Here is a 24,999-nt window from a genome sequence, read left to right as displayed (position 1 = left end):
TCTTCGTGCCGGGACGGTTGTATTGTCAGGTCAATCAGTTGCTGTTTCGACCGTAAAGGGAATCTCCACCCTTTGCAGTTTCGCCCGATCCATCGCCTGCTGGGTCAGGGTTTTCAGCAGCGTTTTCATCTCGGTGTCGATCACGTTCAACTCGGCAGCATAAGCCTCGTCGGTCATGACCTGCCCCGGGGCAATCGCGCTTTCAGGTTTACCCAGTTCGGCGGCGAGTACCCTGAGTTCCTGCTTGAGATCGGCCTTCGCCTCAAGCGACAGATCCGGTTCGGTCGCTCGCCTCTCAAGCGCCATGTAAAACTCCGTTGTCGCATTGATTCGGCGCCTGAAAACCTTGAGCGCGCTTCGATTCGAGCCCTGGATGTAAGTCTCCCAGAACGGCTGTTCGATGATCGAGTCACGCAGTAAATCGCCGGCTTCCAGATCCAGTACCCGCCGATAGGCACTTTCGATCATCTGCGAGGTGACGCCCGTGTGTGTACGAAACTGCAAGTCACGAGACTGCCAGGGCAGGTCGAGTCGTTCTGCCAGATCCGTCATGTAAGCCAGGTGGACCTCGACCTCATCGATGCTTCCCGAGACTCGGCCGTTGGCATCGACAACCCTGAATTGCTCACCGCTCGCCAAGCGCTCGGCGACCACTTTACGGGCGATCCGGCTCAACTCATCAAGCCGGGATTTGCCTCTGGCCAACTGCACCAGTTCGGTCTCCACCAGGCCCGGGTTGGCCAACGCGTAGGCCTCATGGATCAGCACTTCTACGCCCATCGCATTGAACAACTGCGCCCCGGCATCAACGCATTGGGTGACCTCATCCCTGCCCATGACAAACAGATTGCGTCGCAGCTCACTGTCCTTGGACATGGCTTCCAGCATTCGCCAGAGCTTTTGGGTCATGTCCACCCTGAAGACTCTGTCGGTCATGAAATGGGTTGATTGAGTGAGCTTCCTGATCTGATTGAAAAAGGGCACCGAGCCGAACTCGTCCTCCACCTCATTCCATATCCGCTGCCGGGCAACCCATTCGGGCCGCGTCAATCCTTCCTCCCAGTCAAGACTGTCACGCACGCCTCGGGGTGGATAAGGTCGATCAGGGTCCAGACCGACGGACCTGATATGGTCTCTTAGCGTGTCTAGATTCTCGGGCGACAGCCATTGCGGGTCACGACTCAATACCGTTCGCGCGACCAGCTCCGCCTCCACAGAGCCGGCCGTAACCTGGGGGATGACCGTCAGCTTATTGCGCTGCAGGTTCAAGTAAAAATGTCTGAATCGGGGTTGAGAAAACAGTCCGGCCGGCCAGGTATTGATACCGGTCTCACCCAGCATCACCGTATGCAGCATGCGCATACCGCCGATATCCGGCACTCGCCCTAACGGGTTTCCCTGCAAATCGAGACTTTGAAGTTGGGTAAGCCATCTCAAGTACGAAGCGCCCTGCATATCCAGCACAATCCGGTTATCGCCAAGATACAACTCCGTCAACCCCCGCATTTTTCCCACTGCACGAGGAAATCTCGTCAGCTTGTTACGGGTGAGATTCAGCAAACGGAGCTTTGGGAAATGATCAAGAAAAGACACCTGTACATCGATCAGTCCGGTGTCAAGCAGGTTCAGGCTGGTGACATGTTCGAAATTGGCTTCAAGAGTGGGCAGGGTCCCCAGATGCCTGTCCAGGGGGATATTGCTCAGGTCCAGTGCCGCACCTTGCAGATTTCCGAAAGAGTCCACGTCTCTTGGCCCGGTGTGCTGCCAGCACTGCCGAATGGCCTTGTAGAGTTTGTTTCTGGACTGCCATTCGGCAATGCCGGCAGAGCTGAACCTGAACGCGTCGGTCGGCAGTTTCAGCCAGCGCTGGAAGTTGGCGTTGAGGCGGTTGAATTCCGCTTCCAGTGCGCTTGCCCGCTGTTCCGGATCAGCTTCGCTGCCACCGCCGTCCAGATAAGCCTGGGCCTCAGTCTCCGTCCACCCAGGCCGCACACTCCTGACCCGCTCCTGTGGCGTCAGTCGTCCGGTGAGCTGTCGAATGCCTTGAGTTAACGGCATACCGCCGCGCAACTTCATAGTATCGGGATCATAGACGGGCTTGCGCAAAGGGTTGTCCGCCAGCAGCGGGCGCAGCGTGTCTCGCGCCAACGGTGCATCTTGAACGGTGCGCTTGAGTGTCGCGCCTTGATTGATTTCATACCCCAGCGCTTTGCGTTCGGCGTCAGGCAGGGCATGCAAAACCGAGGAAAACAGGTCGTCGACACCATGCAGGTGATGGTCTTCAGCATTGCGCGCTTCATAACCCTCATCCGTGCTGACCAGGATTTTGCGTATGGGCGCGTCTTCGGCACCAATGCTGTCACGCAGGTGGCCAGTGAACGAATGTTCGCGAATTTCGATGCGCACATCGCTGGGCCAGTTTGGCAAGGTTTCCAGGGTGTGCAGCGCCAGCCTTTGCGTATCCGCTGCCCGCAGGGAATCAAGGAACAGCCCTTCATAGGCACGCGCCAGGCGCACCTCCAGTAAGGCGGTGCGTACCTGTTGCCTGAGGTGCAGGCCAATACGCTTGTGTTCGGCAAGTACTCGCAAATCAGCCGGATCAGCGGTGGCCAGCAGCTCCTCGGCAACGCGGGTGGGCAGTTGCGCAAAAGCATTCTGAAGCACCAGCACGCCGGCGTTGTTTGAACGCGGCACACCGTTCTCAGGCAGCTTCCCCGTATCCGCCCAGGCCTTGAACCGATCGATTGTGTCGACCAGCAACGCCGGTGGCACTTCGTTTTCGACGTGCAGGCGCCGCAATACGTCGGCCTCGACCCCGCTGGTGATGCGGATGCGTTCAAGCGTCGCCTCATCGAACGTTTCGCCCTTCGCACTCAATCGGCGCATGAGTTCGGCAGTGGTCCATTCAAAAGGACGGTCGAGTTCGGTGTGCCAGGTACCGGCATTGTTGTGCTCGAGTTTCGGCTGATAAGCGGTCGGGCGCTGTGGATGACGGATTCGCGGTTCGCCCGTGAGTGGATCGTCTTGCACCGCGAAGGCCTTGCCGTCGCGCGACAGAAACTCCTGGTTATTGTGCAGGTGAAGGCCGCGTTCGTTTGGCTTCGAATCAGGGCTCAAATTGACGGGATGCTCGTAAGCGCTCAGGTCCGGGTTCCAGAGACGGGGGTTGCCGTCAGAGAGCACGACCGGCTTCAACTGGTCGACAAAAGGCGAAGGCTTGACCGCTGCCGCTGCGCCCGTCGGCAACACATGCCCTGCCGCCATGATTGCCAACTGGGCAGCATTGATCAGGACACCGGTCAGGAGTGCCGCCGCCTCTTCCTTGTCACCTTTGCTCCAGTCTTCAATGCCCTCCATGGTTTCAAGCAGCATTTGCCCGACCATGATGCCCAGCATGGCCTCTCCCAGGCCCGGCACCAGCATCGCGCCGAAGTTGAACACGTTCCAGCCGATGTTCAGATAGCTGCTCAGTCGCCTCCAGCGAGCATTGGCATCTTCATCATCAGTGGGAACGGCAATGTGTCGCGCATCCGCGATGGCCTTGTCGCAGCGCCATCGACTGAGCTGAGGCCACAGCGCGCCATCAATCACATTGGTGATCGGCTCCGCATGGGGGTTTTCAACTGCAGTTTCCCGCCACCAGGGCCCCATGCTCAACGGTTCGCGCTGATGCCAGGTAAAGGTAGTGAAGCGCTCTCTGACGCGAGCGAAAAACACGCCCTTGTCTTTTTGCGGTACGAATCGGCTGAAAAATTGTTGATAGTCCGCCGAGCGAAGCTGGCTCGTCAGCGCCTTCATGAAATCGGTGAAGGAGGCATATTCTTTCAAGGGATGATCGGGGTCGTCGGGCACGTAGGCGATCAAGGTTCCGTCTAGTCGACTTTGTTTGTCGATATCGTCCCTGCGCAGCATCTCTTCGACGACACCGGAAGGACCGTTGGAAAAAAACGCCTTGAGCAGTTTGAACTGATCAAACTCCTGCCCGGGCAAAACAGCCAGTTTGCGCGACCACTCCAGCATGGTTTGTTGATGTGCCGGAACCAGGTCATCGTAGATTTGTTTGATTCGCGATGGATCAGCCACCGCACTGAACAACACAACTCCCGACAGTTTCACACCCAACAGGGACAATCGATGAGTGTGTAACGGGCGATTGTTCAGCGTGATGTTCGCCTGGTTATCCCGCAGTTGCTGTAATTTGCCATACGCATAAGAAGTGATATCGCCCTTCAAATACGCAATCATCGCTGACTCATTGAACGCGGCCTTTTCGGTGCCGATGAAATGCCGCTCGAGGGACGCCTTTGCATCAACCCCGGCAGGGTCCAGCAAACCGCTAATGTGCCGCTGATACTGCGCACCGAGATCCAGACTCCGGCAGAGGCTCGCAAAGCGCTCGATGGTCAACGGATGGCGCTTCAGGGCCCCTTCGGCATCGGTGGTGAAAACACCGGAGCCATCGCGAAAGGCGCCTGCACGGGTTTCGGCCTCCTCGAAGTTGTGCAGCGCAGCCTCCAGCAGGGTGGACTGCCTGAGCCGGCTGGCATGGGTGTCGATGCCAAAACCCAGCAGCGCGGGAATATAAAGCCGCACCGTCGTTGCGTGGACATCCAGTGTCAGGTTCAGCTTTTCTTTCAGCGCCTTGACGAGTAAGGGTTCAGCGAAGGCATTGATGTCCTTTTGTAAATCTCCCAGGGTGTCATCCAGAGTGTCTTGCAATCGCCAACGCTCACCGATGAGTTCCTTGAGATAGTGACGATCGATAGCGCTGGCCTTTACGTACCACTCGGGAAAGACCGGCTTCAGATCTGCAATCAATACCTGTCTCGCTATGGACGGTTTTTTAATGACACCGGGAACTTTAGTTGCAAGATAATTCGCATAAACGTTCTCTCTGGTGTTTACTTCCGGATAAACATCAACAAGTGGATCTTCTGATAACTCATTCATTGCGCATATCCTTATGCGGCCAAAAGAGCACCCAGCTTAGTCAATACCAACAAAAACAAAAGTTTAAATTACTGCTGAAAAACAGCGACAAAACATACAACAACATCCAGGTTCAGAATCTAAAAAACAACTAAATACCACCCGCACAAAGCGCAGGCATGATCCGGTTTGTCAGCGGTAGTTCTTACCCGTCGGTAAAGGGGATAAGATGCCCAGAATTTCCAGCCAGGTAACGGCCATGCGCTTATCCGAATTCATCAGGCAACACGTGGACCGTATCGTCGATGAATGGGAACAATTCGCCAGAACGATCACCCCGGCCGCCGAAACCATGGACCGGGTCGCCTTGCGCGATCACGCCAAGGCCATTTTGTTGGCCGCGGCGCGAGACATGACCACCGCGCAAACCACCAGCGAACAGATGGCCAAGGCCAAGGGCGAAGGCCCGGAAAAAACCCCGAGCCTGGATGAAGCGGGCGCCAGCCATGGCGAATTGCGGCACACCGTGGGCTTCGACCTTGTGCAGATGACCAGCGAATTCCGTCATCTGCGGGCCTGTGTGATTCGGTTGTGGGTCGGCAGCCTGGAGTCGCCGGACCTGACTTACTTCCAGGACATGATCCGTTTCAACGAAGCGATCGACGAAGCCCTTGCCGAATCGACCGCCGCTTATGCCGAACAGGTCAATCGCTCACGGGACATCTTTCTGGCGATCCTTGGGCACGACCTTCGGGCACCGTTGCAAGCGGTGAGCATGTCCACCGAATTGCTGCTACGCAAAACCACGCTTGAAGGCGATGCACTGGCCTGCGCGGTCAATATCAAGCATGGCGCGCGACACATGGCGGCGATGGTCAGTGATTTGCTGGAACTGGTGCGCAGTCGCCTGGGTAAAAGCCTGCCGATCGAACCGGCGCCGATGGACTTGGCCGATGCCGTACAGGCGGCGATTGCCGAAGCCTGCGCCGGTAATCCGGAGTGCGATCCGACGGTCAACGTAAAGGGCGATACCCGAGGTGCCTGGGATGCCGGGCGGGTGGCTCAACTGCTGCAGAACCTGATCGGCAACGCCTTGCAGCATGGCTTGAACACACGTGATGTGACGCTGACCCTGACAGGCGAGCCAGACACGGTTCGCCTGACGGTGCATAACTACGGCGCGCCGATTTCCGAAGACGCGATCGGCACGATTTTCGATCCGCTGGTACGCAGCGCTGACGAGGAACTCGGCCAGCCCTCCACGAGCCTTGGCCTGGGATTGTTTATCGTCAAGGAAGTGGTCGATGCGCACAGAGGAACGATCGAGGTCAGTTCCAGTGAGGCGGATGGCACGTTGTTTACCGTGGTGTTGCCACGCAAGATCTGACGGCATGAGACCGCGTCATCGTTCATCGCGGGCAAGCCCGCTCCCACATTGAACCGAGTCCTTCAGGTGGAATGCAGTCGAATAATGTGAGAGCAGGCTTGCTCGCGAATGGCCCATGTCAAACGACACAAAACCTCAGGCCAGCTACTCGACCACCAACCGCCCCAACCGCTGCTTGAGCATCCGGTTCTCGGCCCGCAGTTGCTGGACCTCTTCCAGCAGGTCTAGCGCCAGGGCGACGCCTTCCCACTCCAGCTCCAGATCACGCCGCAGCTTGGCGGCGCGCTTGGCCAGGGCCAGTTCGTAATCGTTGAAACGCCAATCCTTGGGCTGCTTGCCCTGAGGTTCGAGGATGCCGTGCTCGACGATTTCGATCACGTAGACGTCCGACAGGTCGGTCGCCTCACAGAATTCTGCCATGTCCAGTTGAACGATCAGGGGGTTGCTCATGATGGGCTACTCCGTCTCTTGGATCAGAAGTTTTCTCTCGGGTTGAACGCAGCTTTTTCTGCCAACTGCTGCCACAACGCCTTGACCTCATCGCTCGAGGTCTTGGGCATGACCGCCTTCAATTGCACGAACAGGAAGCCGCGTTCGCCCGCCTTGTTCAGCAGACCGTGCCCCTTGGCGCGCATGCGCTGGCCGTTCTGGCTACCGGCCGGCACCTTGAGGTTGATCTTGCCTGTCAGTGTAGGCACTGCCACTTCGGTGCCCAGTGCCAATTCCCACGGCGCCAGCGGCAAGGTAATGATCAGGTTCTCGCCTTCAACGTCGAACTTGGGGTGCGGCGCAAAGCGAATGATCAGGAACAGGTCGCCATTGGCGCCACCACCGGTGCCCGGTGCCCCCTGGCCCTTGAGGCGGATGCGCTCGCCGTCGGTCACGCCGGCCGGAATTTTCACGTTCAGGCTTTTGCTGGTGTTGCTGACATGCTGGCCGGCAGCGTTGTACTGCGGCACCTGGAAAGTGACCTTCTTCGACTCGTTCGAGAGGGTTTCTTCCAGGAAAATCCCAAGTTCCATTTCCACGTCTTGCCCTCGACGCCCGGCGCTGCGGCCCGACTGTCCACCACCAAAACCAGGACCACGGTTGCCGAAGATCGAACTGAAGAAGTCCGAGAAATCGCCCGTGTCCTGACCGCCACCGAAACCACCGCCGCCACGACCCTGCCAACCCGGCGGGCCCTGGAACGGTTGGCCGTGCTGGCCGTATTTGCGCAAGTCGTCATACTCGGCGCGTTTGTCGGCGCTTTTCAGCGCTTCATAGGCCTCCGAGGCGTCCTTGAACTTGGCCTCGGCATCCTTTTCCTTGCTGACATCGGGGTGGTATTTGCGCGCCAGCTTGCGATAAGCCGCCTTGATGGTCTTATCGTCCGCAGTCGGCTCCACACCGAGAATCTTGTAATAGTCTTTGAAGTCCATCGAGGGCATCACCATCCGTTATCAAAATCGCGCCACTACCGGCAGTCTGCGCTCATTGGCAGACGGCGGGTTGACCGATCTCAAGGTTGTGACCGGGTAGCGCATCAGAAGTTTATCGGCAGCGCAGGATGGTTCTTGCGACCGTCCGATGGCTGCCAAGTGCAATGCAGACAAGTTTGGGGCATCTCGCCGTCTTTACAAGGCGCCAATCAACGAGATTTAGCGGATAGTCGGCCTTCGAATATTCGCCGCACTGACATACACTGCGCGGCCGTTTTTTAACCGGAACTCGAAAGACATGAAAAACGCATCTCCAGCCCGTGCCTGTGGTATCGACTTCGGCACGTCCAACTCCACCGTCGGCTGGCTGCGCCCCGGCATGGAAACGCTGATCGCGCTGGAGGACGACAAGATCACCCTGCCCTCGGTGGTCTTCTTCAATATGGAAGAACGCCGCCCGGTATACGGCCGTCTGGCGCTGCACGAGTACCTGGAAGGCTATGAAGGCCGGCTGATGCGCTCGCTCAAGAGCCTGCTGGGTTCCAAGCTGATCAAGCACGACACCAGCGTCCTCGGGACGGCGATGCCGTTCAAGGACCTGCTCGGCCTGTTCATCGGCCAGTTGAAGAAGCGCGCCGAGACGGCCGCTGGTCGGGAATTCGAGGAAGTGGTGCTGGGTCGGCCGGTGTTCTTCGTCGACGACGATGAAATGGCCGACCAGGAAGCCGAGAACACCTTGGTGGACGTGGCCCGCGCCATCGGCTTCAAGGATGTGTCGTTCCAGTACGAACCAATCGCAGCGGCGTTCGATTACGAGTCAACCATCGAAAAAGAAGAGCTGGTGCTGATCGTCGACATCGGCGGTGGTACCTCCGACTTCTCGCTGGTGCGCCTGTCCCCGGAGCGCCGCACCCACGACAACCGTCACGATGACATCCTCGCCACCGGCGGCGTGCACATCGGCGGGACCGATTTCGACAAGCAGCTGAGCCTGCAAGGCCTGATGCCGCTGTTCGGCTACGGCAGCCGCATGAAGAGCGGCGCCTACATGCCGACCAGCCACCACATGAACCTGGCGACCTGGCACACCATCAACTCGGTGTACTCGCAGAAGTCGACTTTGGCCCTGGGCAGCATGCGTTACGACATCGAAGACACCGGCGGGATCGATCGTCTGTTCAAGCTGATCGACCAGCGCGCCGGCCACTGGCTGGCCATGGAAGTCGAAGAAACCAAGATCCAGCTGACCCACGCCGACAGCCGCCACGTGCCGCTGGACCGCATCGAACCGGGATTGAGCGTGGAGCTGAGCCGGGCGCTGTTCGAATCGGCCATCGACAATTTGCTGGAGCGGGTGCGCAACAGCGTTACCCAACTGCTGAACGACGCCAACGTGCGCGTCGACCAGGTCGACACGGTGTTCTTCACCGGAGGTTCGAGCGGGATTCCGGCACTGCGCCACAGCGTCTCAGCGATGTTGCCGAATGCTCGGCATGTGGAAGGGAACATCTTTGGCAGTATTGGCAGTGGCTTGGCGATCGAGGCGGCCAAGCGTTACGGCCCGATGGACTGACCCGAAACCGGGGTGCACCCATCGCTAGCAGGCTAGCTCCCACATCGGATCTGTGGTGTTCACAAAACCAGTGTGGGAGCTAGCCTGCTAGCGATGGCGTCAGATCAGGCAACACATCTCTCGGATCAAACCATCCCCACCTGCTTCAGCTCGCTCTTCAGGTACGCGTAATAAATCGGCCCCGCCACCACCCCCGGCAGGCCGAACGCGGCCTCGAACACCAGCATTGCCAACAGCAACTCCCACGACTTGGCGCTGATCTGCCCGCCGACAATGCGCGCGTTGAGGAAGTATTCGAGCTTGTGGATAAAAATCAGATAACCCAGCGCCGCCATGGCGACCCAGATCGACAGCGACAACCCGACAATGGTGATCAGCGTGTTCGACATCAGGTTGCCGATCACCGGCAACAGGCCGAGCAGGAAGGTCAGCACGATCAGGGTCTTGGTCAGCGGCAGCTTGATGCCGAACATCGGCAGGATTACCGCCAGGAAAATCCCGGTGAAGAAGGTGTTGAGCAGGGAAATCTTGATCTGCGCGAACACGATGTTGCGAAACGCCTGGACCAGCAGGTGCAGGCGGTCGAACAACGCGGCGGCCAGCGGCTTGCGCTTGGTCAGGTCCGGTATGCGCTGCAAGGCGATGATCGCCCCGAGCACCATGCCGATCAGCAGCGTCACAAACATGTGCGCCGCGTCCTTGCCGACCAGTTGCAAGTCGCTCAGGTGTTTGCTCATCCACTCGCCGATGGCCACGCGGAACTCGGCGGCACTGGCGGGCAGATAGGCATCGATGAACGGCGGCAGTTGCCCGCGCGCGCGGTCAACCACATGCATGAATTTGTCGAGGGACGCCCCGGGGTTTTCCGCTTCGTGCAATAGAAAGCTGATGGCACCGGCGAAGATCAGCGTCAACACACTGACCACCAGAGTCCCCAACAGCGCCACCGCCAACCAGCGCGCGCGCCGGCCTTCGATCAGTCGCTGCAATTGCGGGGTGAGCATGTTGACCAGTTCGAACACCAGCAACCCGGCCAGCAGGCTGGGCAGCAGTCGCAGCGGGATCACCAGCAGCAAACCACCAAAGATGATGACCCAACTGATCAGCAGCAAAACTTGGCGTTGAGAAAACGTTGGCATACAGCCTCAAAACGAACGGCGTAAAAGGATTGGCAGTCTGCCAGCGTTCGGAGGCCAGCACTAGGGATTGTATAGGTCGACCTTCGTGGGGCGTGGGTGAATTTTTGTAGCGGCCATGCTGGCCCCTTCGAGAGCAAGCCCGCTCCCACAATGGCGCGGTGTTCGCAGGGCTGATGTGGGAGCGGGCTTGCTCGCGAAGGGGCCCTCACAGCCGCCACAATCTGCCGCCCCCTATGACTCAGTTATCTATTTTTTCTTCAGGCAATCACTCATGAATGCTTTGCGCTCGTCACCCTTGAGCGCTTTAGTCGCAGCATCGGCGTTGCAGGTTTTCATTTTCTCTTGCTGAGGGGTCAGGGTCTTGGCGTCATTGGCGGCCGGGGCCGCCTTGAGGCAGGTGCTCATGAAGGCTTTGCGCTCGTCGCCCTTGAGGCTTTTGGCAGTGGCGTCGGCATTGCAGGTGGTCATCTTGTTCTGTTGCTCAGTGGCGGCGAAGCCCTGGGCGCAAAGCAGCAAACCGATCATCAACAAAGGGACACGCAACATCTTCATGGAGTTTTCTCCTTGTTGCCGCACCGAGGGGTGCGGCCTCAATCTGGAGTGTAGACAACCCCTGTTACACCTTCATCCAGCGACGTAACAGATGACCCTCAATCAACCTCCGATTCCAGAAGATCCTTGAAGGCTTCCCGGTATCGCTGATAGGCATCAATCCGGTTATCAATGACCGATGCGGGCACCCGCTCGAACAAGACCGGCGTGCCCCCCTGGACAGCATAAGTCTGGCCAAGCTCACTCAATGACGTCCATTGAGCGTATGCCGCCCCCTCCTCATAGAGCTTGTTGATTTTTATCTGCCGGTACGTGTTCGTCTCGGAAACCGCCGGCAATGTCGCCGGGCCGGGGGGTGCTTCATTGATAAAGTTGTACTCGGCCAGGGCGGGTCCGGGAGGCAGTGTCATCAATGGCGACCGGTCAAACTGGAAGTACCCTTTGCTGGCCAGGTGCGCAGCGGGGAATTCCGGCCAGGAGTCAGCAACGACCAGTCCATCGGGATTGTTCAAATCATCACCCATCACCACATATTGATGATCAAAATCGGTGACTTTGACGATATGAATGCTGGACGCCCGGGGCTGGCTGGCGAGGATCGAAAACGTCACTTTCGAGTTCTCAGAGCAATTGCCCCCCTTGATATCAATGGCTTTACGAGCGGCCTCGGCGGTGGTCAGTTTGGCGGAGAATCCGCCCTCCTCAAGGTCCATGCCTCTGAGGCCTTTGATTTTCGCAATGGCCGAACCGCCCTTTTCCCACATGCTCGGCAACTGATTCCCCGACATCGGCAAGAGCTCCTTGGCGCGGTAGATCGCTTCCTGTGCCATTTTCAGGTTGGCCATAGTTTGAGTCGTCACCTGAATCGGTTCCCCGGGCGTGATGACATCTGCGGACAGCAACTCTCCATATTCACTTAAATCCGTCAGCTCCGGACTTGGCGTTACACCGTTTTCCCGGACTGAACGTAACAGCGCCTGGTAGGCATTGGCCCGCCCGGTCTGTTCCAGATTGCGCGCATTCAAACCCAGGTTTCGTTCCAGTTCCGTGAGCGGCACCAGGCCCTCTTCGGTGAACAGGCGCCCGGTCAACGCGTTGAACTGCTCTGGCAGCATCAGCGTCTGCAGATCGGGCAACGCCTCGATACTTTGGACGATTTCCTGGCCTGGCCCGGCCTCGCCGGTCGCATTGGCTGCGTTCAGAGCCTCGAACAGATCGAAGAGATAATCCTGTGGAAAGCTGTCGTGAATCAGTTTCAGGCCACGCAGATAATCGAATTGCTTGAACGCTGAAACAGAAGGATGGAACGCTACCGTGACCAGGTCGCTGTATTGGCCGCGGATTTCTTCAAGGGCTGCACGTTCGCCGCCAGCACCCGGCGCGCCGCCACGCAGGCGCATTAATTGAGGATCGTAAGTGAGCAGGTCAAGGATCGGGAGAGCGTCCAGAACCTTCAGCAACTGATAGGGCTTCAATGCATTGTCGCGCAGGGCCAGCTTCAGTTTGGGCCCCTGGCCGATGTGGATGTCCAGCGCATTACGCTCGGCATCCGGCAACGCCTGCAAAATAGCGGAAAACAAATCCATGCCTGAATGCAGGGCGTTACCGTCTTCGTCATAAGCGACGAACGTCGAGTCGTGAAGCTCGACGAGCGTGCGCCGAATCCCCGCGTCGTCCTTGCCGATACTGTCGAGCAGTTGACCGTCAGACTCGAACCGTCGGACTTCAATGCGCACATCGGGATTCCAGCCGCGAAGATGCTCAAGGGAGTGCAGCGCCAGTCTGTCCAGGTCAGGATTCTCGACCGAGTCCAGATAAAAACCTTCATAAGCACGACTAATGCGCACGTCTCGAAGCGCCCAACGCGCAAGGTTCTCCAGCCTTGCGGGCAACTGCCCGCGCTCAATCGCCTGGACTTCGGAGGGTGTGGCGATGGACAGCAACTCGCGGGCGACAGTGCCAGGCAGGCCCGGCACTTTGGCCTGGATGGCTTTTGCGCTGTCACTCATGGCGGCCTCGATACGACGATAACGTGTGTCGAACAGCGACGTGCGCTTGCTCCTGCCCAGTTTCGCCAACTCGGCCCGCAGATTTTTGACGTTCATTTCCAGCGTGCTGGGCGCAATCCGAAATTCGACGTTCAACAAGGTGTTCAGTTGTGCGTCATCCAGGTGCGATAGCAGGGTCTTGAGCAGATCGACGTCAGCCAGACGATTGCTGTTTATCCGGACACGCGGCGCACCCGCATGACCGACGACCCGGAGCACTTCACCCCTGGCGTCTACCAGCTCAATCGCATTGCCGGGCCACAGACCGTCGAGCAGCTGAAATTGCATCTCGGGATCGGCGCTTGAGTAATCTTGCGCACGTTCGCTGCCCATCTGCTCGATGAAGGTCTGAATGTCGCGGTCGATGCGGAACCGGGTCACCGTGTCGCTGAGTAAAGGCAGAGGCCGCTCATTGTCGGCATACATTCGGCGGATCGCGCTGGCGTCGGTCTGGCTGACCGTGCGGATGTCCCCGTAGGATTCGGCCAGCTCACCCAAGTCTGGCCCGAGTCGTGCCATCAGGGTCGTGTGATCCCAGGTGTGAGGCTGCTCGCCTTCAATCACGAAGGCACCTTCGCCGTTGCTGTCCACCACGGGTTGATAGGCATCGGGGCGGGTCGGATGTTTAACCCTGTGTTTACCGCTCTGTGGATCTTTCGTCAGTTCGAAGTGCCGGGTGTCCAGCTTGAGAATCGGTTTGCCCTCATGCTGGTGCATCCAGGTTTCATCCGGCTTCGAATCCGCAGCCAGGGTCAGGTTCTTTTTCTGATAGGGTTCCAGGTCCCCGCTCCAAAGGCGTTTGGCGCCGTTGGCAAGCGTGACCGGTGTAGTCGACTCGATGAACGATGACAGCTTGGGCAGTACGACCTTCTTGCCTATTTTCATCCCACCGGCGAAGGCCACCAACTGGATCACGCTTTCGAAAAAGCCAATGATGTGCTCGGCCCCTTCCAGATAAAGCCCCTCAGCCAGATCGACGATGCCTTCGACGACTTCATTGACCAACTGATAAACCATGTAACCCATCATGATCTCGCCAACGAAGGGTATGAATGGCCCCACAACCATTAACGCGGCATTGAAGATGTCGGAAAGCATTTTTTCCAGGTTGTCGAACCACGCCCAGCGCTCCATGCGATCGGCATCTTGCGTCGAGATGACCATCTCCCGGGAATCGTTCAGGATTTTGTTTTGCTGTTGCTGGTAGAGATAAAGCCAAGGATCGCCCGTAAACAATGTATGGGTATCGTTCTCGAACCGGATGTGGTCAAGGTGCAGGCGCGGATTTTCGATGGGCGTTTCGCGCCATACCGGCTGATCGACGCCCGGGACTTTGTCGTGCTGAGTGATTTCTACCAGCGCGGCGTTGAGTGCGGCGAAGAAGCGCCCCCGTTGTTGATGATCGACAAAACGGCTGAAGAATTGCTGATAGCTGTTTGCCGAATCCTTGGGGGTGTCACGCAATTGGCGAGTGAGCTCGCGGGCGAACTCGGCCTTCGAGGCATACTCTTTCAGTGGGTGTTCCGGATCGTGCGGTACATAGGCAATGACTCGCCGGGCAGCGCCGTCGTGGATATGCAGATCAGGGGCGATCAGTACGATGCCTCTCAACTGAACATCGAGGATTTTCAGCTGATAGTAATGGACGGGAAGGCCATCCATCTTCCATTCTTTAATATCCTTGAGCAGGCTTTGTACGGCCAGGTAGCCACTTGCCGAGATGTCATTTTTAAGGCTGGCCAGATACAGGGCTGCTTTCAACGCAGCCTTTTGGCTTTTAATAACTTTTTGCTGCACCACACCACGCGCCAGCCCATCGACCGGACGCACATAGTCTTCAAGATGCACTTTATATTGAGCACCGAGATCCAGACGGCGGCAAAGCGTCTTGAACTGATCGATACTCATATTGTTGCGAACTCCGGTGATGTCGAATCGATTCGAATTGTCGGGCAGGGAAATAAACTGCGAATCAGACGTTAATACTTCTTTGTCCGAAAAATTATGCAATGCCGCATCCAGCATCGAAACAATGCGCGACTCCACGCCGTTATTGAAATTATTGGCCCATGGCGATAAGTGAGGCGGAGAAAACAACTGCAAAAAAGTTTCTTTCACATCGACGTCCACACCGTATTGGTCTTTCAACGCCTGACGCAGCAGAGGTTCAGCAAAGGTGTAGACATCTTGTGCCTCGCTCAGCATCTGATCGACGTCGTTTTGTGCGCGCCAGCTTTCCTCCGAGGCGCGCTGCAGGGCCGCGAGCTGCATCGGTGAAGCGGCGAGAATCCATTCTGGAAGAGGGGCTATCGCGCTTTTTAACGCACTGATCCTGTGGGGTGAAGTCTGGCGCATCCATTCCGGGATAGCGTTCTCTATAAGTTCTTGATGTATGCTTTTTTGTTGTGTTGCGGTTGCTGATATTTCATCGATCTGAATTAAAGTGGTCACATTTATACTCTGCATAAGTAAGCTAAACAGGAACGGCTTATGCAACTAGCGTACAACGTTAATCAGTCGATCAAATGAAGTGCAATTCCGATTAGCCTGTAAGAAACTTCACCACTTAAAATTTCTAACACCCACTTACTTCTTCAACTCAGGCAATTCGTTGCCGCCGATACTGCTCTGGCGTACACCCGGCCTGACGTTGAAACATCGCAATAAATGCCGAGCCCGTGCTGTAACCCATGTCGAAGGCAATGTTTTGAATGCTGCGCTGACTGTCCAGCGCTTCGATCGCCGCGAGGAAACGCAAGCGTTGCCGCCACTCGCCGAAACTCATGCCCAGCTCACGGACAAACTGCCGCGCCAAGGTGCGTTCGCTGACATGGATCTGCGCGGCCCAGTGCGCCAACGGCCGATTGTCCCCAGGCTCGGCTTGCAGGGCTTCAAGTATGACGAGCAATCCCGAACTGCTGGCATAAGGCAAATAACACTCTTGGATGGGCGCCTGTTGCAACTGGTCCACCAACACTTGCGCCAGACGTTGGTCCGCATCGTGTTCGGGAATTTTCACGTCGCGGGCGGCGAAATCCTTGAGGATCGCCTTGAGAATGTCGCTGATCGCCAGGGTGCACGCTTGCTGCGGCAACGCATGGCACAGCGCCGGTGCGAGGCAGACCGCGCGATAGTTGATCGGTTGATTGCTGTAGAAACTGTGCTCGGTGTGTGGCGGCACCCACACCGCGTATTGCGGCGGCGACATGAAGCGGCTGCTGCCGATTTCCATGTGCAATACACCGTTGGCCGAATATTCAAGAGTGCCCCACGGGTGACGGTGGGCCGAGGCGTATTCATGGGTGTCGAAGTCGGCATAACGGAAATAGACCGGGGACGGCAACTCCGCGAAATCGAGCAGGTCGATGTGTTTACTGGTCATGCTGTCCGTCATCAGGGGCAGGTTGTCTGGATTGAAGTATAGGCTTGCATCCAGACAAGCGGATAATCGTTCCTCACTAACGTTTCCGGTTTTTTCTGATGCAATACGCTTATCCCCTGCTGGCCATTTTCATTTGGGCCGGCAATACCGTGATCACCAAGATGTCAGCCGGGGCGATCTTCCCCGCCGAGATTGGTTTCTACCGCTGGCTGCTGGCCGGGATTCTGTTCACGCCGTTCATGCTCAAACCAGTGATCGCGCATTGGCCGCAGATCCGCCCGAACCTGGGCAGGATTTTCATCCTTGGCGTGCTGGGCATGGCGGTCTATCAGAGCCTGGCGTACTTCGCCGCGACGCTGACGTCGGCCACCAACATGGGGATCATTCTGTCGCTGATGCCGTTGATGTCGCTGGCCATGGCGATTGTCAGCCTCGGTCAACGCCTGACAGCGGGTGCATTGGCTGGCGCGGTGCTGTCGTTTGCCGGGGTGTTGGTGGTGGTGTCGACCGGCAGCCTGGGCGCATTGCTCGAGCACGGGATAAACCTTGGCGATGCGATGATGCTGATCGCCACCCTGGCCTACGCGATCTACAGCACCCTGCTGAAGAAATGGCAGCTGCGCCTGCCGCCGCTGGTGTTGTTGTATTTGCAGGTGCTGGTGGCGGTGGTGGTGCTGTTTCCATTGTTTGTCGCTTCACCGAAGGTCGGGCCGACCTTGCAGAATATTCCGCTGGTGCTTTACGCCTGTCTGCTGGCTTCGATGGTCGCGCCGCTGGCGTGGATGCAGGCCGTGGTGCGCCTGGGGCCGAGCCGGACCACGCTGTTTTTCAATTTGCTGCCGTTGATTACCGCGCTGATTGCGGCGCTGGTGCTGCATGAACAGCTGGCGATGTATCACCTGGTGGGCGGGCTGTTGACGTTGGGCGGGGTAGTGCTCTCGGAGCGGTGGACTACCGTGTTGGGCCGGGCGTAATCCTTTGTGGCGAGGGGTTTGCCCCCTCGCCACAGGACGTTTACACGCCAGCCGCTTTCAATCTGGCCGCATGCTCGACAAACAACCGCACCGGATCAGCCCCCTTCCCCACCAGCCCCAGCGACTGATTGACGATGTCGAAGTGATCCATCGGATATTCATCGCCAATCACCGTCCCCAGGTGCGAGCTGTAGCGCCCGACCATCCCGTCGCAATGCCCGGTTTCGCGCACAAAAGTCCTGGCAAACAGCCGGCAACTGCGGTTCGTCCCGTCGAACAGATTACCGCCGCGATCCGTCTTGCCCGGCTGCAAGGTCCCGGACCAGGAGTAATAGCGCACGCCGTTGACCTCTTCCGGCCCGTGACCGCCCCAGGTTTCAGGCAAGCCCTGTGGATAACGCTGATTGAACGCCGCCACGCCGACGCTCGTCAGGGACTCGTGGGAAGCGTGGATATCCACCGGCAATTTCGGCCCGCGATAACCGGTTTCCAACAGGCTCATCAACGCGCCGATAAACCGCAGCAATACCGCCAACAGACGACCTTTGGCGGTGTCCGCCGGATAGTGTTTTTCCAGATAATCCGCCAGCTCCGAGCCATGATTCGGCCCTGCGACCGAAGTCACGGACGCAACGCGATCCGGGCGTTTGGCGGCCGCATAACGCGCCGTCAGCGAGCCTTGGCTGTGGCCAATCAGATTGACCTTCTCGGCCCCGGTTTCCCGCAGGATCTCCTCGATCCGCGCCAGCAACTGCTCGCCGCGCACCTCGCTGGAATTGAGCGGCGAGACCTGCACCGCAAACACCGTCGCCCCACCCCGGCGCAACGCCGAAATGATCCCGTACCAGTAGGGATACAGCACCAGACGAATAAACCCGAGCATTCCCGGGACCAGCACCAACGGGTAACGCGTAGCGGAACCTTGCGACATGGGCGAACATCCTTGTGATCGGTGAGATGAAGCAAGGCGCGATGCAAGACGTCAGCCAAGCATCGCCACCCAAGATGACAACTCGACGACCAGTCTATGGCATCCGCCCTACTTCAGCCCCACCACGCCCGCCACGATCAGCCCCACCGACACCAGCTTAAGCGCCGTCAGGCTTTCACCCAGCAGCGCAAAGCCGAGAAACACCGTGCCCAGTGAACCGATGGCGGTCCAGATCGGGTAGGCGATGCTCACTGGCAACTCGCGCATGGCCAGGGTCAGGAAGTAAATCCCGCCGACGGCGGCCACCACCGTGATCAGCGATGGCCAGAGCCGGGTAAAGCCTTCGGCGTACTTCATGCCCATGGCGAAGGTGACTTCGAACCCGGCGGCGATCAGCAGAAACAGCCAGGCCATCTAGAACTCCCGGGCCAGCGCGAGCAGTTGCTGTTCAGCCTCGGCCGCCGAAATCTCGAAGGTTCGTGCGGCAGACTCTTCGCCTTCAGCCGCCACCACGGTGATGTCGGTGATGCCGATGAACCCCAGCGCCGTACGCAGTAATGGATCGGCATGGTTCATCGCCTCCAGTTCGCCACCCGGCCCGAAACCGAAGCCACCGCGACTGGTGACGATCAGGGCTTTTTTGCCGTGCACCAGCGGCTCGTACTGGGCCACGCCGTTGTCCAGGGTGTGATTGAAGGTCAGTCCGAGCCGCACAATCTGATCGATCCAGGCCTTGAGGCCGCTGGGGACACTGAAGTTGTGCATCGGCGTGGAAATCACCAGCAGATCGTGGCCGAGCAACTCGCCGACCAGTTCATCGCTGAACGCCAGGTCGGCCTGCATCGATAACGGGCGGGCATGGGGCTCGGGGTAAAACGCAGCGGCGACGAAGGCTTCGTTGACCGGCGGAATCAGCGCCCGCCCGATTTCGCGACGGGTCAGCTGCGACTGAGGGTTACGCGCCTGCCAGGCTGAAAGAAACACCTCGGCCAGACGCCGGGAGTGAGAACGCTCGCCGCGCGGGCTGGCGTGGATAGCAAGAATCTTACTCATCTGAATCTCCTTAAGGGCTAAACTGCTTGTGGCCTGCAGATTGAAGCCTGCAAGCGCCACTCTTCAAATGAGCAGAAATCAGTCTGGATGAATCCATTTCATCTATGGAGTTTCCAATGTTTGCCTCGTTGCCGCTGACCGCCCTGCGCGCTTTCGAATCCGCCTCGCGTTTGTTGAGTTTCAAGGCGGCCGCCGAAGAGCTTTCGGTGACGCCGACGGCGGTGTCCCATCAGATCCGCTCGCTGGAGAGCTGGCTCGGCGTGCCGCTGTTCGAGCGCCTGCCGCGGCAAGTACGCCTGACCGACTGCGGCGAACGTCTGTTCCGCAGCTTGCACGGCGCCTTGCTGGAAGTGGCCCAAAGCGTCGACACCCTGCGCCCGCAACGCAGCGGCGCGAGCCTGACGATTTCCACCACGGCCGCCTTCGCCGCGCTATGGCTGGTGCCGCGCCTGGGTCGGTTCTACGCCCGTCATCCGAACATCAGCCTGCGCCTGGATACCCATTGCGAAGTCATCGATTTGCATCAGGACGCCAGTGTCGATCTGGTGGTGCGCTACAGCCTTGATGACTACCCGAACCTTTATGGGCTGTGCCTGTTCGACGAATCGTTCGGCGTCTACGGGTCGCCCGAGCAGGTTGCCCTGGCGGCTGACCGGGTGCCCACGCTGATCAGCGTGCGCTGGCACAACTCCAAACTGTACGCCCATGGCTGGGAAGCCTGGTGCGCGCAGTCCGGCGAGACCTGGCTAACGGGTCAACCGGCGGTCCGTGAATACGACGAAGAGCATTACGCCCTGCAAGCGGCGATCGCCGGGCAAGGCCTGGTGCTGGCGAGCAACATTCTGGTGTCGGAAAGCGTGGCCAGCGGTTTGCTGGTGCCTTACCGGGGCGACATTCAGGTGGATGGCGCCGGCTACAGCGCGCTCTGCGTGCCGGGACGTGAACGACATCCGCCGGTGCGGGCGTTTTTTGCGTGGTTGCGCGAGGAGGCGTTGCTGTCCGGACATGTGCTGGCGTGATCGTTTTGACACTTTTAGCGATTGGCAAATTACATAAAACTTTTCGCAACGCCCGTCACTCACACCTTAAGTACCGATCACTTCCCTAGAAGGTGACGCAAACCGAATTAGTCTCCAGGAGAACGAGATGAGTGACATGCATTTGTCTGATGTAACCACCCTTCGAGAACGGGCCCGCAAGAACGTCGAGAACGGCGCGGTGACCGAAAGCTACAGCGCCGACCGTGAAGAAGTGCTGCGCCTGCTCAACGAATCGCTGGCCACTGAACTGGTCTGTGTGTTGCGCTACAAGCGCCACTACTTCATGGCCAGCGGCTTGAAAGCCAACGTCGCCGCCGATGAATTCCTCGAGCACGCGACCCAGGAAGCCGAGCACGCCGACCGCCTGGCGGAGCGTATCGTGCAACTGGGCGGTGAGCCGGAGTTCAACCCCGACCTGCTATCCAAAAACTCCCACGCACAGTACGTGGCCGGCAATTCACTCAAAGAGATGGTGTACGAAGACCTGGTCGCCGAACGGATCGCCATCGACAGCTACCGCGAGATCATTCAGTACATCGGCGAAAAAGACCCGACGACCCGACGCATCTTCGAAGACATTCTGGCTCAGGAAGAAGAGCATGCGGACGACATGGCTGACATTCTGAAAGATCTTTAGCGCCTGTTAAATTGCTTTCGCGGGCAAGCCTCGCTCCTACATGGGATCAGTATTCCCCTGTAGGTGCGAGGCTTGCCCGCGAAGGCGCCCTCACTAACACCCCGATTATTTTGTAGGCTTGACGGTCACCGGCGCCTTGCCCGCCTTCATCTGCTCCAGCAACGGCGCGCACTGATTCGGTTCACCCCCACTCGGCGCCACCAATGCCAGCAGCCCTGCAGCCGGCGCGGCAATCACACCCAGCGCCACCATCCCCGCGCCACGCAAAATCAGCGGCACCGCCTTCACACCTGCATCCGGCTTGATGAACTTGCCTCGCACGTACAGCGGCGACCGCAATGAAATCAACCGCCAGCCCTTGGATTCCGGGGTAATGGTCAGGTCCAGTTGCTCCGTCGCCATGTTCGCGGTGCCATCGATATAGATAATCGCGTTCTCGGTATCGAAGACAAACAGTCGAGTGGTGGCCAAACCGGTCTTGATGTCGAAGTCGGCGGCCGCGCAATTGATCTTCACTTCCTTGTCGCCAAAGATTTTGCCCACCACATAGTTGCCGACGTTGAGCCCCGCCAGTTCCATCAACTCGCGACTGATGGCGCCATCGTTGATCAGCATTTTCAGATTGCCATCGGCACTGCCCAACAGCTTGGCCACCGAGTTGCCACGGCCGGTGATGTCGGCATCGCCATTGAGCTCGCCGAAACTGGTTTTCATTGGCTCAAAGGTCGGGAACAACTGTTTGAGCTTGAACTTGCGTGCGGTCAGCTTGGCCCGGCCTTCCAACGGTTCCGTGCGGCCATTGAGGCGAATCTGTGCATCCAGGGTGCCGCCCGCCACGCCGAATCGCAGGGGTTCGAGGCTCAGAACACCGTCGGTCAGCACCAGGTGCGTGTAGAGGTCCTTGAACGGCAGTTTTTCGCTGTGGACGATGCGCTTGCCGGTGAATTCGACGTCGGCGTCCATGTCGCGCCAGCGCTCGGTCTTGAACTCCTCGACCGGCAACACCTTGTCCGTCGGCTGCTTGCTTTCGCCACCACGGGCCTTTTGCTTGGCGTTGGAGTCGGCACCGATCAGCGGCGCCAGGTCGGCAAACAAAAGTTGATTGGAAACCAGCGAGCCACTGAGTTTCGGTCGCGGCTGGCTGGCGACATAGGCCAGGCTGCCATGAATGTCGCTTTCGCCGATCTTGCCGTTGAATTCCTCATAGCGGAACACCGCGCCACCGGGCTCATGCAGCTTGGCGATCAAATGCCCGTCGGTCGCGTACGGCGGCGTATCCGGCAGCGTCACACCGGTCAGCGGGTAGAGATTGGCCAGGCTGGTGCCGGCCAGTTTCAGACGCAGGTCCAAAGCGCCGAGGTTCAGCGGATCGGTCAGCGTACCGGCCAGTTCGACGCTGGTATCGGCGATCTTCACTTGCGCCTGAAGCGGGAACGGCCTGGCCGCGTCTTGCAACGCCAGCAACCCGCCGATCTTGCCTTCGCCTGCGAGTTTCTGATCGTGGTACTGGCCTTTGACCTTCAGCGCGAACGCGTAATCCTGCGGGGCTGCGCCTTTCTCCTGCGCGGTTTTTGCGGCTTTGTCGCCGACGATATCGCTGAACGGGATGGGTTTGCCCAGCGGATCGATCAACACATCGAGCTGCGTCTTGAGGTTCTGGTCGTCAAGAGTGACGTGGCCCTTGTCGAAGCCGATGGCACCGATGTCCACCACCCAGCTGGAAGGTTCGGCGTCCGGGTCTTTCGGATCGAATTTGAACGTCCAGTTCGCGCGGCCATCGGCGAGGCGTTGCAGGTCTGCATTTGGCTCAGTCAGGTCGATACGCGGGATGACCACCCGCTGCGCCAGCAGAGCCAAAGGCGAAATGCGCAGTTCGACGCGTTTGAGGGTGACCATCTGCGGCTTCTTCGACCAGTCCGGGTTGCCCAGGCTCAAGTCTTCGGCCACCACGTGCGGCCACGGCACCCAGGCCCGCCAACCGCCCTCGTCGGGCTCGCGCTGCCAGACCACCGCAAGGTTGCCATTGATGGCGAACGGGCGATGCAGCTCTTCGGAGACTTTGGCATTAAGGGGCGGTTTGATCCGGTTCCAATCGAAGAACACGATGATCAGAACCAATACCGCCAGCAAGACAATCAGGCTGGCGAAGGTCCAGGTAACAATTTTACGAGTGCGCGTCATTGCACAGGGCTCCTGATACGACTGAGCGCCCTGACTGCGACGCACGTGTGAAACGTTAGGCCAGAACCGGCCTGCCATGAAATCTACGACTGAAAAACCGCCCGCAGGTTTAACCGAAACGCCGATTAATCCTCAAATAATCGACCGGGGAGAGACTGCCCCCGAATCCGGCGTTACCGGCCCCGCACTTTTGTGCGGCACGAGTGGGTCGAAAATACCCACCACAGGGCAAAAACGTTCGCCGGAAACGCCCGTTCTAGAGCGCTGCGGCAGAACAATCAATTCCGTTGATTATTACCATTGCGTTTATGAACTTTTATATCGACTTATCGAGAGTAGCATTGCCCTCGTACCCACTTTATCGCCCTCCCAAGGAGCAACCCATCATGAAACGCCAATTACTGCTTAGCCTTACCCTCTCAATGCTGGCCAGCACCGCTTTCGCTCTGCCTGCTGCTGACCAGGCCACTCCACAAGTCAAAGACAGCCGCTCGGTGTTCAGCCAAACCGTCGCTGCCGATGGTTCGGACCGCACCCCACAAGGCCAGACCCTTGCCGAAGGTGGTAACGATCGCCTGAAAGAAAAAGGCCTGATCACTCAGGACGGCTCGGATCGTACCCCACAAGGCCAAACCCTGGCCGAAGGTGGTTCCGACCGCACTCCACAAGGTCAAACCCTGGCCGAAGGTGGTTCTGATCGCACCCCACAAGGTCAAACCCTGGCCGAAGGTGGTTCTGATCGCACTCCACAAGGTCAAACACTTGCCGAAGGTGGTTCCGACCGCACTCCACAAGGTCAAACACTTGCCGAAGGTGGTGGTGACCGTGTAATCGAACGCAACAGCGCTGTGAGCTGAGCCCATGGTGGCCCTGAAAAAAAGCCCAATCCCCGGATTGGGCTTTTGACTTTATAGGGTTTGACCCTTAGAAGTTGCACATCCTCCCGCTTGATCCCCCGATAGTCGTTCGACGCCAGCGAAGCCGATTTGCTAGAGTGCGCCGCTGTCCCTGTCCAGAAAACACCCTTGCGATGCTGCCCCGCGCCGAACAGAAACAACAAACCCGCAACGCCCTGATGGACGCTGCCCGTCACCTGATGGAATGCGGCCGAGGATTCGGCAGCCTGAGCCTGCGCGAAGTCGCGAAAACCGCCGGGATCGTGCCCACCGGTTTCTACCGGCATTTTGCCGATATGGATGAACTGGGCCTGGTGCTGGTGAGCGAAGTCGGCCAGACCTTTCGCGAAACCATTCGCCTGGTGCGCCATAACGAGTTCGTCATGGGCGGCATCATTGACGCTTCGGTACGAATCTTTCTCGACGTCGTCTCAGCCAATCGCTCGCAGTTTCTGTTTCTGGCCCGCGAACAGTACGGCGGATCGCTGCCGGTGCGCCAGGCAATCGGACGTCTGCGCGAAGACATCAGCTCGGACCTCGCAGCTGACTTGTCCCTGATGCCAAAACTGCAGCATCTGGACATCGCCGGCCTGAGCGTGATGGCGGATCTGATCGTCAAAAGCGTGTTTGCGACCTTGCCGGACATTATCGATCCGCCAGCCGAGGCTCTGCCCGAGCACCTGACGCCCCAGGCGAAAATCACTCAGCAACTGCGCTTTATCTTCATCGGCCTCAAGCACTGGCAAGGCCTGGGCAGCACCGAATAAAAATGTGGGAGCGGGCTTGCTCGCGAACAAGTCGATACATTCAACGCATCTGTTGACTGACACGACGCCTTCGCGAGCAAGCGCGCTCC

18 protein-coding genes are annotated in these 24,999 nt (G+C 58.5%); 7 read left to right on the top strand and 11 right to left on the bottom strand.

Annotation, left to right across the window (positions count from 1 at the left end; all coding sequences use genetic code 11):
- Positions 1-30: 30 nt before the first annotated feature.
- Positions 31-4,950, bottom strand: coding sequence for a dermonecrotic toxin domain-containing protein (locus ACA053_RS02895; RefSeq protein ID WP_497394499.1), 4,920 nt, complete (start codon positions 4,948-4,950; stop codon positions 31-33).
- Positions 4,951-5,188: 238 nt separating this feature from the next.
- Here ACA053_RS02895 and ACA053_RS02890 point away from each other — a divergent pair, with 238 nt between their 5' ends.
- Positions 5,189-6,316 carry a sensor histidine kinase gene (locus tag ACA053_RS02890; RefSeq protein WP_497315291.1) on the top strand — a complete coding sequence of 376 codons (1,128 nt, stop codon included), beginning with the start codon at positions 5,189-5,191 and terminating at the stop codon, positions 6,314-6,316.
- 144 nt (positions 6,317-6,460) lie between these two features.
- On the opposite strand, the gene ACA053_RS02885 is transcribed toward ACA053_RS02890, so the two are convergent.
- Entirely contained in the window at positions 6,461-6,766 is a 306-nt protein-coding gene (locus ACA053_RS02885; RefSeq protein WP_109627747.1) for a chaperone modulator CbpM, read from the bottom strand.
- A 23-nt stretch (positions 6,767-6,789) separates the two neighbouring features.
- On the bottom strand, positions 6,790-7,737 hold the full coding sequence (locus tag ACA053_RS02880; RefSeq protein WP_497394498.1) for a DnaJ C-terminal domain-containing protein: 948 nt from the start codon (positions 7,735-7,737) through the stop codon (positions 6,790-6,792).
- Positions 7,738-8,035: 298 nt separating this feature from the next.
- On the opposite strand from ACA053_RS02880, the gene ACA053_RS02875 reads away from it, so the two are divergent.
- Positions 8,036-9,310: an Hsp70 family protein gene (locus ACA053_RS02875; protein ID WP_497315286.1), complete on the top strand. Its 1,275-nt coding sequence runs from the start codon at positions 8,036-8,038 to the stop codon at positions 9,308-9,310.
- 125 nt (positions 9,311-9,435) lie between these two features.
- Here ACA053_RS02875 and ACA053_RS02870 read toward each other — a convergent pair whose 3' ends face one another.
- The 4 genes from ACA053_RS02870 to ACA053_RS02855 all read right to left on the bottom strand — a co-directional run bounded on the left by ACA053_RS02870 (position 9,436) and on the right by ACA053_RS02855 (position 16,431).
- Positions 9,436-10,449, bottom strand: coding sequence for an AI-2E family transporter (locus ACA053_RS02870; protein ID WP_109627744.1), 1,014 nt, complete (start codon positions 10,447-10,449; stop codon positions 9,436-9,438).
- A 246-nt stretch (positions 10,450-10,695) separates the two neighbouring features.
- Positions 10,696-11,001: a PsiF family protein gene (locus tag ACA053_RS02865; RefSeq protein ID WP_497315284.1), complete on the bottom strand. Its 306-nt coding sequence runs from the start codon at positions 10,999-11,001 to the stop codon at positions 10,696-10,698.
- 98 nt (positions 11,002-11,099) lie between these two features.
- A complete protein-coding gene (locus tag ACA053_RS02860; RefSeq protein ID WP_497394497.1) occupies positions 11,100-15,500 on the bottom strand; it encodes a dermonecrotic toxin domain-containing protein in 4,401 nt (1,466 codons plus the stop codon).
- Between the two features lie 148 nt (positions 15,501-15,648).
- Positions 15,649-16,431 carry an AraC family transcriptional regulator gene (locus ACA053_RS02855; RefSeq protein WP_497315280.1) on the bottom strand — a complete coding sequence of 261 codons (783 nt, stop codon included), beginning with the start codon at positions 16,429-16,431 and terminating at the stop codon, positions 15,649-15,651.
- A 98-nt stretch (positions 16,432-16,529) separates the two neighbouring features.
- Here ACA053_RS02855 and ACA053_RS02850 point away from each other — a divergent pair, with 98 nt between their 5' ends.
- Positions 16,530-17,405: a DMT family transporter gene (locus tag ACA053_RS02850; RefSeq protein WP_497394496.1), complete on the top strand. Its 876-nt coding sequence runs from the start codon at positions 16,530-16,532 to the stop codon at positions 17,403-17,405.
- A gap of 40 nt (positions 17,406-17,445) precedes the next feature.
- Here ACA053_RS02850 and ACA053_RS02845 read toward each other — a convergent pair whose 3' ends face one another.
- The 3 genes from ACA053_RS02845 to ACA053_RS02835 form a co-directional block, all read right to left on the bottom strand.
- A complete protein-coding gene (locus ACA053_RS02845; protein ID WP_109627740.1) occupies positions 17,446-18,336 on the bottom strand; it encodes an esterase/lipase family protein in 891 nt (296 codons plus the stop codon).
- A gap of 108 nt (positions 18,337-18,444) precedes the next feature.
- Positions 18,445-18,750, bottom strand: coding sequence for a DMT family transporter (locus ACA053_RS02840; RefSeq protein ID WP_109627739.1), 306 nt, complete (start codon positions 18,748-18,750; stop codon positions 18,445-18,447).
- The gene (locus ACA053_RS02835; RefSeq protein ID WP_497394495.1) at positions 18,751-19,389 is read right to left on the bottom strand and encodes an FMN-dependent NADH-azoreductase; all 639 of its coding nucleotides are present in this window, start codon (positions 19,387-19,389) and stop codon (positions 18,751-18,753) included.
- Between the two features lie 104 nt (positions 19,390-19,493).
- On the opposite strand from ACA053_RS02835, the gene ACA053_RS02830 reads away from it, so the two are divergent.
- Complete coding sequence (locus ACA053_RS02830; protein ID WP_162556167.1) at positions 19,494-20,408, top strand: LysR substrate-binding domain-containing protein; 915 nt, start codon at positions 19,494-19,496, stop codon at positions 20,406-20,408.
- Between the two features lie 127 nt (positions 20,409-20,535).
- The gene (locus tag ACA053_RS02825) at positions 20,536-21,066 is read left to right on the top strand and encodes a ferritin-like domain-containing protein (RefSeq protein ID WP_010464129.1); all 531 of its coding nucleotides are present in this window, start codon (positions 20,536-20,538) and stop codon (positions 21,064-21,066) included.
- 105 nt (positions 21,067-21,171) lie between these two features.
- Here the strand turns inward: ACA053_RS02825 and ACA053_RS02820 are convergent, their stop codons facing one another.
- Entirely contained in the window at positions 21,172-23,247 is a 2,076-nt protein-coding gene (locus ACA053_RS02820) for an AsmA family protein (protein ID WP_497315274.1), read from the bottom strand.
- A 386-nt stretch (positions 23,248-23,633) separates the two neighbouring features.
- Here ACA053_RS02820 and ACA053_RS02815 point away from each other — a divergent pair, with 386 nt between their 5' ends.
- Positions 23,634-24,104 (top strand): hypothetical protein, encoded by a 471-nt coding sequence (locus ACA053_RS02815; protein WP_497394494.1) that lies wholly within the window; start codon positions 23,634-23,636, stop codon positions 24,102-24,104.
- 173 nt (positions 24,105-24,277) lie between these two features.
- Positions 24,278-24,910: a TetR family transcriptional regulator gene (locus ACA053_RS02810; protein WP_010464134.1), complete on the top strand. Its 633-nt coding sequence runs from the start codon at positions 24,278-24,280 to the stop codon at positions 24,908-24,910.
- Positions 24,911-24,999 lie beyond the last annotated feature (89 nt).

This window comes from Pseudomonas sp. LBUM1672 (assembly GCF_059695655.1).
Note: the sequence above shows the minus strand (reverse complement) of the source record. Positions and strands in the feature narration are given on the sequence as shown.